This window comes from Eudoraea sp., from assembly GCF_039969275.1.
Lineage (GTDB): Bacteria > Bacteroidota > Bacteroidia > Flavobacteriales > Flavobacteriaceae > Eudoraea.
The window spans coordinates 45086-61502 of sequence record NZ_JBDVOC010000013.1; the positions used below are offsets into that span (position 1 = coordinate 45086).

Below are 16417 nucleotides of genomic sequence, written 5' to 3' on the forward strand. Positions count from 1 at the left end.
TAACCTTAATTAAACGATTATGAAAAAATGGTTAATTCCCGTAATTGTCCTCCTGGTCTTTGCATTTGCAATTTATCAATGGGCAGTTGGCTTTAATAATACATCAGTAGAATATGAAGCTAATGCCAAAACTGCATGGTCTAATGTTGAAAGTTCATATCAAAGAAGAAATGATCTTATTGGGAATTTGGTGAAAACGGTACAGGGTGCGGCCGATTTCGAAAGAGGTACTTTAACCGATGTTATTGAAGCCCGTGCAAAGGCTACTTCAACAACAATAGATGTAGATAATCTAACGCCAGACAAAATGGCTGCCTTCCAGGAAGCACAAACAGGATTGTCTTCGGCATTATCACGTTTACTTGTTACTGTAGAAAGATATCCGGATTTAAAGGCCAATCAAAATTTCCTTGAATTACAATCTCAATTAGAAGGAACTGAAAACCGGATTAATGTAGCAAGGGATAGGTATAATGAACAAGTAAATATCTACGACATCTATATTAAAAAATTTCCCAATAAAATTTTAGCAGGTTGGTTCGGATTTGAAGAAATGGCGCGTTACCAGGCAAATCCCGGTTCTGAAAATGCCCCTGATGTGAATTTTGAATTCGAGTAATTAAGCGCCTATGTCCCTTGTAGAAGATTTCTTAACTACCGACGAAGAACAGGAGATCGTAGATGCTATTCTGGAGTCGGAAAAAAATACTTCCGGAGAGATCAGGGTACATATAGAGCCATCTTCCCCATTAGACCATTATGTTAGGGCCCAGGAAGTCTTTCACCTACTAAAAATGGATAATACCCGAGAAAGTAATGGAGTGCTGATTTATGTAGCGGTGGAGGATAAAAAATTTGTAATCTGCGGAGATAAAGGCATTGATGATGTAGTTCCGGATGACTTTTGGAATTCCACTAAAGACGTTATTCAGAATAGTTTCAAAGAAGGGAAATTCAAAGAAGGGATTATTAAAGGAATTCTGATGGCCGGAGAAGAATTGAAGGCACACTTTCCATGGAAACCGAATGACACAAATGAATTGAGCAATGAGGTATCTAAAGGTTAGTCTTATTTTGTTCCTGATGTGGGGAACCTCTGCTTTTGCTCAATTTACGATCCCTGAAAAACCAAAACTCCAAACCAGTGTTTACGATTTTATAGGATTATTGTCGCCTGGCGATAAAAATGCTTTAGAACAGAAGCTTATCGGCTATTCTGACAGCACTTCCACACAAATTGTTATTGCCATAATAAAATCAACCGAAGGTGAAAATATTAACTACCTGGGTGCCCAGTGGGGAGAAGCATGGGGAATTGGACAAGCAGTAAAGGATAATGGCATTCTACTTCTTCTGGCAAGAGAAGACCGAAGGGTTGCCATTAACACCGGTTATGGTGTGGAAGGATCGCTAACAGATGCATTATCTAAAAGGATAATTGAAAATGTTATTATTCCTGAATTTAAAGAAGGAGACTACTATGCAGGATTAGATAAAGGATCCGATGCCATCTTTAGTGTGTTAACCGGTGAGTTCAGAGAAGAACGCCCTCCTGAGGGGAACGGGAATTTCCCTTTTGGAGCATTCCTGCCCATTATTATTTTTATTGTTATCATCATTATCCTTAGCAGTCGTAACCGAAGAGGTGGCGGAGGCAAAGGAGGAGGCCGTAAAAAAGGAATAAACCTTTGGGATATTATCATCCTCAGCAATATGGGCCGAGGCGGATATGGTGGCTCATCTTCCGGAGGAGGGTTCGGAAGTGGTGGTTTTGGTGGTGGCGGCGGATTCGGCGGTGGCTTCGGTGGTGGAGGCTTTGGCGGAGGCGGTGCCTCCGGTGGATGGTAAGCAAATACCTGTTCTTGAAAAAATACTGCCTTACCTTATTTTTTCCGCATATATATCGTAACCGGTACTCCTGTATAATCAAAATTCTCACGCAATTTATTCTCCAAAAACCTCTTGTAAGGCTCCCGTACATATTGCGGCAGGTTACAGAAAAAAGCAAATTGCGGATAAGGGGTAGGCAGTTGGGTAATATATTTAATCTTTACATATTTCCCCTTGTAGGCCGGTGGTGGTGTATGCTCTATTATGGGCAGCAGCACATCATTAAGTTTTCTGGTAGGAATTCGTTTAGAACGATTTTGATAGACTTCTACAGCCGTTTCTATGGCCTTAAAAATACGCTGTTTAGTATGAACGGACATAAAAAGGATAGGAACATCTGTAAAGGGTTCTATTGCCTGCTTAATTTTTTGGGTGTATTGCTTAACTGCATGAGTATCCTTCTCCACTAAATCCCATTTGTTAACCAGGATCACTATTCCCTTATTGTTGCGCTGTGCTAACCAGAAAATGTTTTCTACCTGACCGTCAAATCCACGGGTAGCATCTAACAATAGTAAACAAACATCACAGTGCTCAATGGCTCTCACAGAACGCATGACAGAATAAAATTCCAGATCCTCTTTTACCTTCGCTTTTCGGCGAATACCTGCTGTATCTACTAAATTAAACTCAAAACCAAAGCGGTTGTACTTCGTATCTATACTATCACGTGTGGTGCCTGCTATGTCTGTAACAATATACCTTTCTTCACCAATCAATGCATTGATAAAAGAAGATTTCCCTGCATTGGGTCTCCCAACTACAGCAAACCTGGGCAGTTCATCTTCAACTTCTTCGGTTTCCGGTAATACCTCAACAAGGGCATCCAATAATTCTCCCGTGCCGCTGCCATTAATACTGGAAAGGTTGTAATAATCTCCTAATCCGAGTGCATAAAACTCAACTGCGTCCTCCGCCCTTTTGGCGTTATCTACTTTATTAACAGCCAAAAAAACAGGTTTTTGGGCACGGCGCAATAAATTGGCTACATCCTCATCCATACCGGTAATACCGGTTTCCACATCTACCATAAAAATTATTGCATCGGCCTCATCAATGGCCAATTTTACCTGTTTATCTATTTCCTGTTCAAAGATATCATCACTCCCCAGAACATAGCCTCCGGTATCTATTAATGAGAATTCCTTACCGTTCCAGTCGCTCTTACCATAATGCCTGTCACGCGTTACCCCGCTTACAGCATCTACAATGGCCTCACGTCTTTGTATTAAACGATTAAAGAATGTAGATTTCCCCACATTCGGCCTCCCTACTATGGCTACAATAGCGCCCATACTTGCTAATTTGGCCGCAAAGTTAGTGTTAAAGAAACTAGATAAAAAATAAAAGATAGGGCATCGGACTGTGATCTGTTATATTTAGATAGCTCTGAGATGGATGTTTCAAAAGAAATAGGTATCTTTTATGAGCAAACAAAACTAGGCATGAAAGCATTACCCAATGACATTGTTCTAAGGCCAAGGTTCAATTTGGAGCTTCAACAGCCAAAGGAAAGTGCACTGGAGTCTTTTGAAAAGGAAAGGAATGAACCTTTTCTGATAAATCGTATAGATGATCATGTCTTTATAAAATTTCAAAAAAAAGATGTTCATTTTTGGTCTCCCCAACTTCATTTGGAAATTAACGAAATAGACAACGAAAAATCTAAGCTATATGGCTTATTCGGCCCCAACCCCACTCTTTGGACATTTTTTATGTTTTTACATTTTGGGGTGGGAACATTTTTTATAATCTTCGGTATTTGGGCCTATTCCAGTGCCTCATTAGATAAATCATACGGACTCCAACTGGGCGCGATGATTTTTATGGTTTTAATATGGTTCGTATTATACGCTTTTGGAAGAGCAGGTAGAAGAAAAGGTAAACCACAAATGAATCAATTGTTCCATTTTATGAGAGAGGTTTTAGACTTAAGCTGACTTATTTCTGATCATACCCAAACCTGCGAAGTTGATTGGGGTTGCTCCGCCAGTTTTTGTTAACTTTTACATAGAGTTCAATATACACCTGTTTATCAAAGAATTTTTCCAGATCCTTTCTGGAAGCTACTCCTACCCTTTTTAACGCAGCTCCTTTATGCCCTATAATTATTCCCTTTTGAGACTCTCGTTCTACCATAATAATCGATCTAATCCTGATTATCTTTTCATCCTCCAAAAATTCTTCTGTTTCAATTTCAACAGAATATGGAATCTCCTTTTTATAGTGTTCCAGAATCTTTTCACGGATAATTTCGTTCACAAAAAATCGTTCCGGTTTATCTGTTAACTGGTCTTTTGGAAAGTAAGGAGGAGCTTCCGGCAATAATTCCAAAATACGTTCAAACACTTCCTTAACATTGAAGTTTCTCAGGGCAGAAATTGGATGAATCTCTGCAGAGGGAAGTTGTTCCTGCCAATATTGTGTTTGCTCTTCCAACGTTTGTTGATCTGAAGCATCAATTTTATTAAGTAATAGCAGCACAGGAATCTTGCTTTCTTTAAGCTTTTCCAGAAAAGAGGTGTCCTTTAATGCCTTTTCACCAATCTCAACCATGTAAATGAGGATATCCGCGTCTTCAAATGCAGATTTTACAAATTTCATCATTGAATCCTGCAACTCGTAGGCCGGTTTAATAATACCCGGGGTATCTGAAAGAATTAGCTGGAAATCTTCACCGTTCACAATACCCAGGATCCGATGTCTTGTGGTCTGAGCCTTTGCCGTGATTATTGAAAGCTTCTCCCCAATAAAAGCGTTCATAAGGGTTGATTTTCCTACATTGGGATTTCCAATGATATTCACATAACCTGCTTTGTGAGCCATTATACTTTCATTTTTGAAAAATAGGTTTTCATCGCAATATTTACTCTTGGCGATAAATAAAGCACTGCAATCATATTGGGAATTACCATGAGTGCAAAGGACAAGTCAATCAAATTCACCACTAAATCTACAGAAGCCACCGCTGCAAAAGTAATACTCCCAACATAAATATAATTATAGAGTTTACCTACTTTAACATTGGTCAAAAATGAAAGGCATTTGGTACCGTAATAGGAATAGGTGAACAGGGTTGAAAGCGCAAACGCAGAGACTATGACCATTAAAAGCACATCGCCAAAACCAAAGAGTGATTTCTTAAACGCGATCAGGGTCATGACAATTCCATTACTCTCCGCATCTAAATAGGCCCCACTCAAAATAATTACCACTGCCGTTAAGGTACACACTACAATGGTATCTATAAACGGGCCCAACATAGCAACTAAACCTTCCTGTATGGGTTCTGTTGTTTTAGACTGCCCATGGTACATAGGCGCATTCCCAACCCCGGATTCGTTGGAAAAAACGGCTCGTCTAATCCCGATAATGATAAGACCCCATAAACCTCCTTGCACAGCTGTTTTAAAATTGAATGCTTCTACAAGAATTAATTCTAAAGAGGGCCAAATCTGCCCCGCGTTCATAGCCATAATAATAATAACAGCTAACAAATATAAAAGGACCATAAAGGGTACAATCGCCGTAGCGACCTTAGCAATTTTTTTAAGGCCTCCGAAAATAACGAATGAAGTTATTATACTTAACACAATGCCAATTCCCAATTTCCAATTAAAATCGCCAAAAACGGCAATGGTTTCGTTTGGGTTAATCACCCCCATTAATGTTTGGGTAAACTGGTTTGTTGTAAAGGCGGGTAGCACTCCAAAAAGGCCCGCAATACAAAAGAAGACCGCTAAGGGTCTTGCTTTTTTACCCATTCCCATTGTAATGTAGTACATGGGACCTCCCTGCAAATTTCCCTCGCTATCCTTATCGCGGAACATAATAGCCAGGCTACAGGAATAAAATTTAATGCATATTCCTATCAGGGCTGTCATCCAAATCCAGAAAACAACCCCGGGCCCGCCAAGGTAAATAGCAATGGCCACACCTGAAATATTTCCCAATCCCACGGTAGCTGCAACAGCCGAGGACAAAGCCTGGAGATGACTAACCTCACCAGGATCATCAGGGTGATCATATTTTCCGGAGGTTATTTGAATGGCGTGTTTAAAATAGCGATATGGAAGTAATTTGGAGTACGCAACCAGATAAAGGCCTCCACCAACAATTAAAAGGAGCATTACCCATTCGGTATAAGGAAGTACGGCTGCTAAAAAGTCATTAAATATTTTCATAAACAAACTAAAGCTCCGAAGTTATGGAATTTAAGCTTTTTTGGGGCGTGGTTGGGATAAATAATTCCAGTACTAAGTTTTGATTTAACTAAAAAAGCATCGTATATTTGCCGTCCACATCGCGGGGTAGAGCAGTATCCTTCGATTCCTCAGGACAGGGTACCTACTCGTACTTGGGAAAAGAACATAAAAGACTGCCAGTAAAAATATTGAAAGTTCACATCGCGGGGTAGAGCAGTAGGTAGCTCGTCGGGCTCATAACCCGAAGGTCGCTGGTTCGAGTCCAGTCCCCGCTACAAAGAAAGCCATCAACGAAAGTTGGTGGCTTTTTCTTTGCGAAAAAGCCAAGTTTACTTGAGCTTTTGAACGAAGGAAAAGAATCAACCTCGGTTTAGCGAGGTTGATGGCTTTCTTTGTGAAGCTCCTCCCAAGGCCCATTTCGTTGCTTAGCAACGAAATGAATCCAGACCCCTTTTAAAAATTACAAGCACCAAATTCCAAATAACAACAAAGTATTTCAATACTTTCTTAGTTCCACTCCCAAGGCCCATTTCGTTGCTTAGCAACGAAATGAATCCAGAACGCTTTTAAAAATTCCAAGCACCAAATTCCAAATAACGATAAAGTATATCACGGTTTTCTTTGTAAAGCCTTCCCGATAGCTTCTCCTTCGTAATACTATGGAGAAGGAACTATCGGGACCGCTTCCGATCCAGTCCCCGCTACCAAATTAAAAGCTGTCAGGTTGAATAACAATTGAATGGTTTTTTGTTCCCGAATTTCTCCCGACATTATAACAGATTTCAGAAAAGTAGTTGTTTTTCACAAAACCCTTATCCATAGCCTAAAACAATTAAATTCTTTGTTTTTGACCGGAGGTTATCCAAAAAATGTAAATGAGATTGGGAACATTAAAGACCATACTCTGAGGGTGGGGATAAGACAATTTTATGGAATTTGTACTACACGAGCGCAGAAGATCAAAATTGTAATGAAAGTTTAATTAATAACCGCCTAATTACAATCCAAAGAGTAAACGTCTTCCGGGTCTTTCCTCCAATTAACGGGGATATTGGCAAACTGTTCCTGACTAAGCTCGATGCAAGTTAGAGGATTTGCTACTACTCTAAAAATTGTTTGACAACGTACAGACAAACCTGACTTAGGTCATATTATTTGAATGTATTATACCCCAATTTTGCCTTATAATAATACTCTCATGTACTTGAAATCACTAACCTTGGCAATTTTCATTTTAGCTAACCAATCTATTCTTCTTGCTCAGGAAATATCATCTGAGACAGAACAATCCGATAATGTTAAGTCATCTTACTGGAAGAGACACAATGGTAAGTTTGCCCCAGTTCCGTATATCAATTATGATCGAACTTTAGGATTTACATTAGGGGCGCTACCAATGGTTATGTATAATCTAAGTGAAAAAGATACTATTTCTCCTCAGTCTATAACAGGAGGGCTTTTTATGTATACTACCAATAAATCTTGGCTAGGGATATTTTTTAACAAAACCTACTTTAATGAAGACAAATATAGAGCTACCCTGGTAGGTGGGATAGGTGTCACAAATTATCAATTTTTTATGTCCGGACCATTTGATATAGGGTATATAGACTACAATGTAGATGCGGATTTTTTTCTAATTGAATTACAGCGTAAGGTAATTGGCAATTTGTACGCTGGGCTAAATTATAAATATGCTAAAATGATAACTGTCATTCCGGAGTTTGAGTCACCGGATGGTGAAATAATTCCAAGACAGGAACAAACAGAGATATTAAAAGGATTAGGAGCCATAATATCATACGATGGTAGAGATGCGGTTTATTATCCATATAATGGGATGATAACTAATTTAAATTATAGCACATTCCCCGAATTTATGGGTAATGAGTTGATATCACAAAAGGTAGAATTAGATTATAATCAGTTCTTTGCCTTTCGCAAAAAGCAGGATGTGTTAGCCGCAAGGTTTTATGGAGGTGCAGGTATCGGTGAATTAAGTTTTAATCAGGAATTTGTTGTTGGAGGAAAAGACATTCGGGGCTATTCACAGGGAAAGTACAGAGGCGAACAAATAGTTGCGCTCCAAGCAGAATATCGTTGGAATCCGTATGAAAAAATTGGGTTTATTGGATTCATTGGCTCTGCTATGGTTTTCAATGGAATAAATTCAGAAGATGATGGCAAATTATTACCCGCTATTGGTGCCGGATTTCGTTATACCGTTTTTCCCGAAAATCATATGAACGTTGGGATGGATATTGCCGCAGGAAAAGACGATTGGGGATTATATTTTAGAATTGGAGAAGCCTTTTAAATATAAATTAACCATGAAATAAATGTAGAATTTTTGAGCCTAATAATTACACCAATAATTCTTATTATTATGAAAACAAAACTTAACAAATTTAATTTCTCAGTTCTTGTAATTTCAATTTTTCTGCTAGTCTTTTATACTTTGCCATTAAGCGCTCAAGAGGAAGCGGTTAAAGAGAAAAACTGGAATTTTATTGCTGCTCCATACCTCCTGTTCCCTAATATGAGCGGAGAAATTACTGTTAAAGGGCTTCCAGCGGATGCTAGTGCAAGCACTGAGGATATATTCAATAATCTTGATCTTGGAGGCATGTTATACTTTGAGGCTAATAACGGTAAATGGGCAATCATTCTTGATGGGTACTATGTAGATTTGGGAGCAGAAGGAGTAACGCCATTGCTTAGCCGAAAAGCCACTATTAATCTGAAACAACTGGCAGTTACAGTTGCCGGAATGTATCGGCTTAATTCCTGGGCTGAAGTTGGAATTGGAGGTAGAATTAATTCAATTAGCTCTGCATTAACAATTGCTCCCGGTGAATATGTTCTCCCAGGCTCAGAATTATCAATGGACGAAACTTGGTTTGACCCATTGATTGTTGCTCGTTTTATGACACGTTTTAATGAAAGCAAATGGCGCCTTGGAATACACGCAGGATTTGGGGGATTTGGAATTGGTTCAACCTATGCATATCAAATCAATCCCTTTGCTGGATATCAATTTTCAAAATTATTCGAAGTGGCTGTTGCATACAGATGGGATGCTATGAAATATGAAAAAGGCAGTGGAACGGATCTCTTCGTATACGATGTGCTTCTTCAAGGTCCCTCATTAGGTATAGTATTCCACTTTTAGACACTCCATTAATGTTTGGACAGAAAACAAAATTGAAAACTATAAATCAAACTTTAAAAGAATAACGATGAAAAATTCAATTCTTATTTCAATTGTTTTGTTCCTTATAATAGGATTATCAAACAATTCATGTAGTCAGCAAACCGAACTGAGCCCAGAGCAGGCTAAAGTTCTTGCAAAAGACGCGTTCTTATTCGGTCTTCCGGCAATCTTAATCGATATACAATTCGATTTCAATTCCTATGTAACCACACCCGAAGGAGCAAAAGCACCTGTAAATCAGTTCGCTCATTTTCGCGAATTCGTTGACGCATCCAATCGTTCAATTGTTGGATTTAATGTTGATAATTTATACTCTTTAGCCAGTCTTGACTTAACAAAAGAACCGGTAATTCTATCAATGCCGGATATGGGGGACCGTTATTGGATTATGCAGTTAATCGATGCCTGGAATGGAGTGCCTGCTGCACCTGGCTCCAGATCCCATGGCGGGAAAGCGGCTGATTATGTAATTGTAGGCCCGAATTGGAAGGGGGAATTGCCAAAAGGAATGGAAGTATTGAAAACACCAACTACTATTACGTTGATTGGAGGTCGTACGTATTGTAGTGGCACTTCAGATTATGCTGCTGTTAATGCTTTGCAAGATCAATATAAACTTACACCCCTTTCACAATGGGGGAAAAATTATTCTCCACCCGAAATGGTTCCACTAAAAGAAGGTTTTGATGGAACTAAGCTCGTTAATCAACAAATAATGATGATGAGTGAAGAAGAATATTTTAAGAAATTGAATCAGTTATTGGTTGATAACCCCCCCTATGAAACCGATGCTGCAATGATGAAAAAAATTGAACTATTAGGCATTAAACCTGGAGCTGACTTCTCAATGAGCAATTTTGATTCAGAAGTTGTGACAGCCATTAAGGAAGGTGTTGCCCTAGGTAAAAAAGAAATGATGGCAGGTATTAGTAATTTAGGAGAAAGTGTAAACAACTGGTCATTGACCTATGATATGGGACGCTTTGGCACACGTTATGCATATCGCGCTTCCTGGACATTAGTTGGTGTTGGTGGAAATTTATTGGAGGACGCTTTTTATCCAAATACACCGATAGATTCAGAAGGCAATGCCTTCGATGGGGCCAACAACTATACTTTAACCTTTAAAAAAGGGGAAGAGCCTCCGGCTATCGCATTTTGGTCATTAACCATGTATGATGCAGAAAGCTTTTTGGTAGACAATGAAATAAATCGTTACGCCGTTGGTGACCGAAGTGGTATGAAATATGGAGATGATGGTTCCTTAACCATTTATATCCAGCATGAATCTCCAGGCAAAGACAAGGAAAGTAACTGGTTGCCATGTCCTCCTTCAGGCTTATTCAGAATAGCATTGCGCTTATATACACCTGAACAGCGTGTAATAAATAAAGAATGGACACCACCGGCAGTGGAGAAAAGTAAAAAATAGTTATAACCTATAATTGGCTTTAACTACACCTTTTTAGCAGTGCTGTTAAAGCCTTTGTAAATTCTTGGCTATAATAAAAAAAGTCGCTTGTTCGAGCTTGTAGCTCGGACTATATTAGACAGGTCAGAACTAAGTATACTTTTCAAATAAAATTATTGAGTTTTTTTAAGAATAAATCCAGTCAAACGATGCTGGTTTTTATTGCAAAAGCACGAGTTGCAAGTTCGCGCTAACTCCCGGGAAACTAGCATCTGAATCTTTGCTAAAACTCAAGGAAAAGAATCTAATAAAAGTATAATAAATTAAATCTGTTAAAATGGAAATAAAAGATAATCATATTAATTATGTTGAATTCAAAGCGATAGACCTTGAAAAAATTAAAGAATTTTATATGGCCTCTTTTGATTGGACCTTTACAGATTATGGACCAACATATACAGCTTTTTCGGAAAGTGGACTTAATGGAGGGTTTGAAAAAACTGAAAATGAAATTATAAAAGGTGCATTAATTGTTATATATCATAATAATCTTGACTTGATAAAAAATAAAATTATCGAGGCTGGTGGTAAAATCACAAAAGATATTTTTTCTTTTCCAGGTGGTCGCAGATTTCATTTTGTTGATCCCTCTGAAAATGAACTTGCAGTTTGGTCGGATAAATAATATCATCAAATAATAATCAGTTTACTCAGCGCAAGTATTTCAAGCTTACACTTTTTTAATACATTTATTCCAGCTGAAGAATATATGATTTGTAAAGCACTATTTTTAATAATCAAAACAGTTATCTGAAAACAATAAAGAATATGAAACACTCAATTTATGTAGTTCTTTTATTATTAATAGTAAAAGTTCAAGCCCAGGAATCACTTACTTATCAAAAACCTTCTAAGGAAATACTTGAACTTGTAGATGTACCCCGGGCGCCATCTGTAATTGTTGACGACAACAAAGAATTCATGATCTTTCTATATCGGGATGCCTTCAAAAGCATCGAAGAAATATCCCAGGAAGAATTGAGATTGGGAGGATTAAGAATTAATCCCACAACCAATATTGGAAGCAGGGTGACTTATTATAATAATTTAAAAATAAAACCACTCATAAATAATGAATCAGAGGTAATTCAAGTGAGTGGACTGCCATCAGAACCTAAGTTAGCCAACTTTACTTTCTCCCCTGATCAAAAGAAGATGGCATTCACAAATACAACATCTTCGGGAGTGGAAGTCTGGGTAGTCGATATCATTGAACAAACAGCAAAAAAACTGACCGAACCAAAGGCAAATGCCAACCTTCGCAATGTGATAAACTGGTTTGAGGATGGGAATGCCATCCTGGTAAAAATGATTTCCCCTGACAGGCTGGAACTTATTGATACAAAGAACGCGGTACCTACCGGCCCTACGGTCTCTGTAAATGATGGAAAAAAAGCACAAAACAGAACTTATCAGGATTTGTTAAAAAATAAAAATGATGAGCATAACTTTGAACAACTTGCTTTATCAGAGCTTTATAAAGTTACATTGGATGGAAAAAGTGAAAAATGGCTTGAAGGAGCTATGTACAGTAATATAACGTTTTCTCCGGATGGAGAATACGTAATGGTAACAACTGTTGAAAAACCATTTTCATACCTGGTGCCTTATCGCAGATTTCCCTCCAAAACTGTTATTTATTCGAAGGATGGCCAAAAGGTTGAGACCGTTATAAAGGTTCCTTTGATTGAAGATCTGCCAAAGGGTTTTATGGCTGTCCGCAAAGGGAAAAGAAGATTTAGCTGGAGGAATGACTTGCCTGCAAGCTTGATTTATGTGGAGGCTCTGGATGGAGGCGATCCTGAAAAAGAGGTCTCATACAGGGATGAAATCTTTCAATTGGATGCCCCGTTCATCGGAGAAGCTAAGAGTCTGATGAAAACCATCAACAGATATGATAGGGCGGATTGGGGACATGAGAATACAGCCCTTATTTATGATTACTGGTGGAATACAAGAAATACCAAAACATATTTATTCAATCCATCTGATTCCTCTGTAGAACCTAAAATTCTATTTGATAGAAATTATCAGGACAGATACAGCGACCCAGGAAGTTTTGTAACAAAGAGAAACAAAATGGGGAGCGATGTCCTGGCTGTAAAAGGTAGTTATGCCTTCCTTAAAGGCGCTGGATATTCTGAAAAAGGACAGTTCCCTTTTATTGATAAGATCAACCTTAAATCTCGCAAAACCAGTCGGCTTTATCAATCGGAATATACCGACAAACTTGAAAACCTTAGGCATTTTGATGTTGACAAAAGTGAACTTTTAGTTCGAATAGAATCGCCTGAGGAGTACCCTAATTATTTTATTAGAGATTTAAAGAAAAATCAGCTTGCACAGTTGACAGATTTTGACAATCCTTTTAAAAGTATTCAGGGAATCCATAAAGAAGTTATCACTTATAAAAGGGATGATGGCTTAGATCTTTCGGGCACTTTATATCTTCCAGTAGGATATAATAAAGAGCAAAAAGAAAAAATGCCAATGATTTTATGGGCTTATCCCCGTGAATTTAAAGATCAATCTAGTGCTTCACAGAAGACCTCTAATCCAAACAAATTTACCTTTCCTTACTATGGATCACCTATTTATTGGGTGGCCAAAGGTTTTGTTGTGCTCGATGGCGCTTCATTTCCTATAGTGGGCGAAGGTGATGATCAACCAAATGATACTTTTCGAATGCAACTAGTAGCGAATGCCAAAGCCGCCATTGACGCAGTAGATTCCATGGGCTATATTGACAGGACACGCGTAGGTGTTGGAGGACATAGTTATGGGGCATTTATGGTTGCCAACCTGCTTTCCCATTCTGATCTTTTCGCTGCTGGAATCGCTAGAAGTGGTGCTTACAACAGAACACTCACGCCTTTCGGGTTCCAAAGTGAAGAAAGAAATTATTGGGAAGCTCCTGAAGTATATTACACTATGTCTCCCTTTATGCATGCCGATAAAATGAAGACACCCTTGCTTATGACTCATGGTGAAGCAGATAATAATTCGGGAACCTACCCTATGCAAAGTATCCGATATTTTAATGCGCTTAAAGGCTTAGGTGCTCAGGTAAGGTTGGTGATGTTACCAAACGAAAGTCATGGTTACAGAGCAAAGGAATCTATTCTGCATCTGCTTTGGGAGCAGGATCAATGGCTGGAGAAATATGTAAAGAACAAACCTCCCGGTAACGCTAAAAAAACGGAATTAAAATGATCAACGCTATAAGTTGTTTTCTGGCATAACACTGCTGGTTGAAAATTAGTAATATTCATAAAATATTTTAAGTTCTTTGAATGAGCAAGCTTCTCAGTAACCGGGTGAATTTGCTATCAGAGAGAATTAAATTTTGGCCCAATAAAAAATAATGCACAAAGAATTCGAAACAGAAAGAGTACTTATTAAGCCAACGTCTGAGGGAGATGCGGAGTTTATTTATAAACTAATGAATACCCCAAAGTTTATTCAATATATTGGAGATAGAGATATCAAATCAGTTGTAAGTGCAAAAGACTATATTAAAACAAAAATGTTGCCCCAACTCCAAAGACTAGGATATTCTAACTATACCATATTTCAAAAGTCAGACAATATAAAAATAGGTACTTGCGGACTCTATGACAGGGAAGGAATGGATGGCATTGATATAGGGTTTGCATTCCTCCCTGAATATGAAGGTCAGGGTTTTGCCTATGAAGCTACAAATAGATTGAAAGAAGCCGCTTTTGACGAATTTGAAATTGAAGAAATTAAGGCAATCACATCAAAAGAGAATATTTCTTCTCAAAAGCTTTTGGAAAAATTAGGATTAGAAATGGCAGGTACAATTATACTACCCAATGAAGATGAAGAACTCTTGTTGTATAAAATTCAAAAATAAAGGCCATATCACTAAACCCCGGGTTTAGATACTTGGGTTACCCAAAGCAAATAACTATTGAAATCAAAAGAAATAAATCTAAGAGCCCTGCAATTATCTGATACATCTCAGTTGGCAAAACTTGCCAATAATAAGAATATATGGATAAATTTGAGAGACGCTTTTCCTTATCCCTATGGCGAAGGCAATGCGGAGTTTTTTATAAACAGAGTAAAAGAAGAAAAACCAAAACAGAATTTCGGAATTGAATACAACGGTGATCTTTGCGGGGTAATAGGATTAATCATTCAGAAGGATGTTTACAGTAAATCAGCCGAAATTGGTTATTGGATTGGTGAGTCCTTTTGGGGTAAAGGAATAGCAACAAAAGCTATTGAATTAATTACAGATTATGGGTTTGAAGACTTAAAATTGATTCGAATATATGCAGGTGTCTTTGAATTTAATACGGCTTCCATGAAGGCGCTTGAAAAAAATGGATATAAAAAAGAGGGTATTTCTAGAAAGGCATTAATCAAAAATGATAAAGTTTTGGATGAACACAGGTACTTTAAATTAAACGAATTATGAAAAAAGGATTGTGATGAGATGGAATCTTTGCTTAGTGAAATAAAAAAATGTCAGGTTTGTTTACCTTTTTTAAACAATGGGGTAAATCCCGTAGTCTCGGCACATCTAAACAGTAAGATTGCCATTATAGGACAGGCTCCGGGCAGCATTGTGCATAAAACAGGTATCCCATGGGATGACCAAAGCGGTAAAAGATTGCGACAATGGCTCAACGTCAGTAATGAAACTTTTTATAATCCTGAAATTTTTGCATTAATTCCTATGGGCTTTTGCTATCCCGGGAAAGGCAAATCAGGAGATTTACCACCTAGGCCAGAATGTGCTCCTTTGTACCACAATAAGTTGCTTGATCATATGAAAAAGCTTGAGCTAACAATACTAATTGGCAATTATGCTCAATCTTATTATTTGGGAGTTCAGAAAGGCAAAACATTAACAGAAACTGTGAAAAATTACAAGAACTATCTTCCAGGACACTTACCACTACCCCACCCTTCTCCAAGAAATAATATCTGGCTGAAAAAAAATCCCTGGTTTGTAAATGATCTTATTCCTGTCTTGCAAAAGAAAATTAGGCTCGTTTGTTAATTTTCTATAAACTCCAGGTGTTCCCAACATCGGAAAGTGGAATACAGCCCAGATATTCTCCCGGAATAGGGTCATAACTCAGTACATTTTTTCCGATTTCTTCTGAAGAAAAATATCCCCATAAGGCCAGTGATTTAATACTACGATAGAACCCTACAGGGTTTTGTTTACCTACTGCTGTCCCCCAGACTTTGCCATTATACTTGGTAGATTTCGATTCTTCTTCTTTTAAAAATTCTTCACGATCCTGCTCACTTAATTCTGAGAATGTGTTGCCAAACTTCTCTTTACAAGTTGCATTAAATTGCTCCATTTGAACAATCATTTCATCCTGACCTGCCTTATTAAACAGCTTTGCAAACACTAAATCTATGAACATATCTACTTTCACATCCAGCGCCCCCGGAGTTTCGGTTTTTGGCAATAAAGTGTCAACTAAGGTTGAGATAAATTCAGCTTGATTTACACTTAAGAATATGGGTTCCCAACTTAAACGTGGTTGTTGCTGACAAGACTGTAATAGCGAAAAAAGAGATGGAACCAGGGCTGCAGACCCTGCTGCCATTGCTGTTTTCTTTAATGCTGCTCTTCTGTCCATAATC

Annotated in this window: 17 protein-coding genes and 1 tRNA gene; 14 read left to right on the forward strand and 4 right to left on the reverse strand. The window is 38.1% G+C overall.

Annotation, left to right across the window (positions count from 1 at the left end; genetic code table 11):
* Nucleotides 1-19 precede the first annotated feature (19 nt).
* Genes ABJH90_RS11510 through ABJH90_RS11520 form a run of 3 tightly spaced genes read left to right on the forward strand, consistent with a single transcriptional unit; the run spans nt 20 to nt 1848 of the window.
* Nucleotides 20-619, forward strand: coding sequence for a LemA family protein (locus ABJH90_RS11510; protein WP_348143297.1), 600 nt, complete (start codon nt 20-22; stop codon nt 617-619).
* A 10-nt stretch (nt 620-629) separates the two neighbouring features.
* Nucleotides 630-1067, forward strand: a complete 438-nt coding sequence (locus tag ABJH90_RS11515) for a TPM domain-containing protein (RefSeq protein WP_348143300.1) — start codon at nt 630-632, stop codon at nt 1065-1067.
* Nucleotides 1048-1848 carry a TPM domain-containing protein gene (locus ABJH90_RS11520; protein ID WP_348143303.1) on the forward strand — a complete coding sequence of 267 codons (801 nt, stop codon included), beginning with the start codon at nt 1048-1050 and terminating at the stop codon, nt 1846-1848. The genes ABJH90_RS11515 and ABJH90_RS11520 overlap by 20 nt, the downstream gene beginning before the upstream one ends.
* A gap of 35 nt (nt 1849-1883) precedes the next feature.
* Here ABJH90_RS11520 and der read toward each other — a convergent pair whose 3' ends face one another.
* Nucleotides 1884-3185, reverse strand: a complete 1302-nt coding sequence (gene der / locus ABJH90_RS11525) for a ribosome biogenesis GTPase Der (RefSeq protein WP_348143306.1) — start codon at nt 3183-3185, stop codon at nt 1884-1886.
* A 99-nt stretch (nt 3186-3284) separates the two neighbouring features.
* On the opposite strand from der, the gene ABJH90_RS11530 reads away from it, so the two are divergent.
* Nucleotides 3285-3830, forward strand: coding sequence for a GTP-binding protein (locus tag ABJH90_RS11530; RefSeq protein ID WP_348143309.1), 546 nt, complete (start codon nt 3285-3287; stop codon nt 3828-3830).
* A gap of 1 nt (nt 3831) precedes the next feature.
* Here the strand turns inward: ABJH90_RS11530 and era are convergent, their stop codons facing one another.
* Together era and ABJH90_RS11540 are read right to left on the reverse strand one after the other, a co-directional pair.
* Nucleotides 3832-4716, reverse strand: coding sequence for a GTPase Era (gene era / locus ABJH90_RS11535; RefSeq protein ID WP_348143312.1), 885 nt, complete (start codon nt 4714-4716; stop codon nt 3832-3834).
* Entirely contained in the window at nt 4716-6074 is a 1359-nt protein-coding gene (locus ABJH90_RS11540; protein ID WP_348143315.1) for an alanine/glycine:cation symporter family protein, read from the reverse strand. The genes era and ABJH90_RS11540 overlap by 1 nt, the downstream gene beginning before the upstream one ends.
* 223 nt (nt 6075-6297) lie before the next feature.
* Between ABJH90_RS11540 and ABJH90_RS11545 the strand changes: the two genes are divergently transcribed.
* The 10 genes from ABJH90_RS11545 (at nt 6298) to ABJH90_RS11590 (ending at nt 15815) form a co-directional block, all read left to right on the forward strand.
* Nucleotides 6298-6370: transfer RNA gene (locus ABJH90_RS11545), tRNA-Met, on the forward strand.
* Nucleotides 6371-6834: 464 nt separating this feature from the next.
* Nucleotides 6835-7077: a hypothetical protein gene (locus ABJH90_RS11550; protein ID WP_348143318.1), complete on the forward strand. Its 243-nt coding sequence runs from the start codon at nt 6835-6837 to the stop codon at nt 7075-7077.
* Between the two features lie 222 nt (nt 7078-7299).
* On the forward strand, nt 7300-8412 hold the full coding sequence (locus tag ABJH90_RS11555; RefSeq protein WP_348143321.1) for a BamA/TamA family outer membrane protein: 1113 nt from the start codon (nt 7300-7302) through the stop codon (nt 8410-8412).
* A 69-nt stretch (nt 8413-8481) separates the two neighbouring features.
* Nucleotides 8482-9267 (forward strand): hypothetical protein, encoded by a 786-nt coding sequence (locus ABJH90_RS11560; protein ID WP_348143323.1) that lies wholly within the window; start codon nt 8482-8484, stop codon nt 9265-9267.
* Nucleotides 9268-9334: 67 nt separating this feature from the next.
* A complete protein-coding gene (locus ABJH90_RS11565; RefSeq protein WP_348143326.1) occupies nt 9335-10741 on the forward strand; it encodes a DUF1254 domain-containing protein in 1407 nt (468 codons plus the stop codon).
* A gap of 316 nt (nt 10742-11057) precedes the next feature.
* Nucleotides 11058-11405, forward strand: coding sequence for a VOC family protein (locus ABJH90_RS11570; protein WP_348143329.1), 348 nt, complete (start codon nt 11058-11060; stop codon nt 11403-11405).
* Nucleotides 11406-11548: 143 nt separating this feature from the next.
* Complete coding sequence (locus ABJH90_RS11575; RefSeq protein ID WP_348143331.1) at nt 11549-13993, forward strand: prolyl oligopeptidase family serine peptidase; 2445 nt, start codon at nt 11549-11551, stop codon at nt 13991-13993.
* A 151-nt stretch (nt 13994-14144) separates the two neighbouring features.
* A complete protein-coding gene (locus ABJH90_RS11580) occupies nt 14145-14657 on the forward strand; it encodes a GNAT family N-acetyltransferase (protein ID WP_348143334.1) in 513 nt (170 codons plus the stop codon).
* A 57-nt stretch (nt 14658-14714) separates the two neighbouring features.
* The gene (locus ABJH90_RS11585; RefSeq protein WP_348143337.1) at nt 14715-15227 is read left to right on the forward strand and encodes a GNAT family protein; all 513 of its coding nucleotides are present in this window, start codon (nt 14715-14717) and stop codon (nt 15225-15227) included.
* An 18-nt stretch (nt 15228-15245) separates the two neighbouring features.
* The gene (locus ABJH90_RS11590; protein WP_348143340.1) at nt 15246-15815 is read left to right on the forward strand and encodes a uracil-DNA glycosylase family protein; all 570 of its coding nucleotides are present in this window, start codon (nt 15246-15248) and stop codon (nt 15813-15815) included.
* A 4-nt stretch (nt 15816-15819) separates the two neighbouring features.
* On the opposite strand, the gene ABJH90_RS11595 is transcribed toward ABJH90_RS11590, so the two are convergent.
* On the reverse strand, nt 15820-16413 hold the full coding sequence (locus ABJH90_RS11595) for a gluconate 2-dehydrogenase subunit 3 family protein (protein ID WP_348143343.1): 594 nt from the start codon (nt 16411-16413) through the stop codon (nt 15820-15822).
* Nucleotides 16414-16417 lie beyond the last annotated feature (4 nt).

Coding starts and splice junctions, on each gene's coding strand:
- ABJH90_RS11510 (WP_348143297.1), top strand. CDS start 20: ATGAAAAAATGGTTAATTCCCGTAATTGTCCTCCTGGTCTTTGCATTT.
- ABJH90_RS11515 (WP_348143300.1), top strand. CDS start 630: ATGTCCCTTGTAGAAGATTTCTTAACTACCGACGAAGAACAGGAGATC.
- ABJH90_RS11520 (WP_348143303.1), top strand. CDS start 1,048: ATGAGGTATCTAAAGGTTAGTCTTATTTTGTTCCTGATGTGGGGAACC.
- der (WP_348143306.1), bottom strand. CDS start 3,185: ATGGGCGCTATTGTAGCCATAGTAGGGAGGCCGAATGTGGGGAAATCT.
- ABJH90_RS11530 (WP_348143309.1), top strand. CDS start 3,285: ATGGATGTTTCAAAAGAAATAGGTATCTTTTATGAGCAAACAAAACTA.
- era (WP_348143312.1), bottom strand. CDS start 4,716: ATGGCTCACAAAGCAGGTTATGTGAATATCATTGGAAATCCCAATGTA.
- ABJH90_RS11540 (WP_348143315.1), bottom strand. CDS start 6,074: ATGAAAATATTTAATGACTTTTTAGCAGCCGTACTTCCTTATACCGAA.
- ABJH90_RS11550 (WP_348143318.1), top strand. CDS start 6,835: ATGGTTTTTTGTTCCCGAATTTCTCCCGACATTATAACAGATTTCAGA.
- ABJH90_RS11560 (WP_348143323.1), top strand. CDS start 8,482: ATGAAAACAAAACTTAACAAATTTAATTTCTCAGTTCTTGTAATTTCA.
- ABJH90_RS11565 (WP_348143326.1), top strand. CDS start 9,335: ATGAAAAATTCAATTCTTATTTCAATTGTTTTGTTCCTTATAATAGGA.
- ABJH90_RS11570 (WP_348143329.1), top strand. CDS start 11,058: ATGGAAATAAAAGATAATCATATTAATTATGTTGAATTCAAAGCGATA.
- ABJH90_RS11575 (WP_348143331.1), top strand. CDS start 11,549: ATGAAACACTCAATTTATGTAGTTCTTTTATTATTAATAGTAAAAGTT.
- ABJH90_RS11580 (WP_348143334.1), top strand. CDS start 14,145: ATGCACAAAGAATTCGAAACAGAAAGAGTACTTATTAAGCCAACGTCT.
- ABJH90_RS11590 (WP_348143340.1), top strand. CDS start 15,246: ATGGAATCTTTGCTTAGTGAAATAAAAAAATGTCAGGTTTGTTTACCT.
- ABJH90_RS11595 (WP_348143343.1), bottom strand. CDS start 16,413: ATGGACAGAAGAGCAGCATTAAAGAAAACAGCAATGGCAGCAGGGTCT.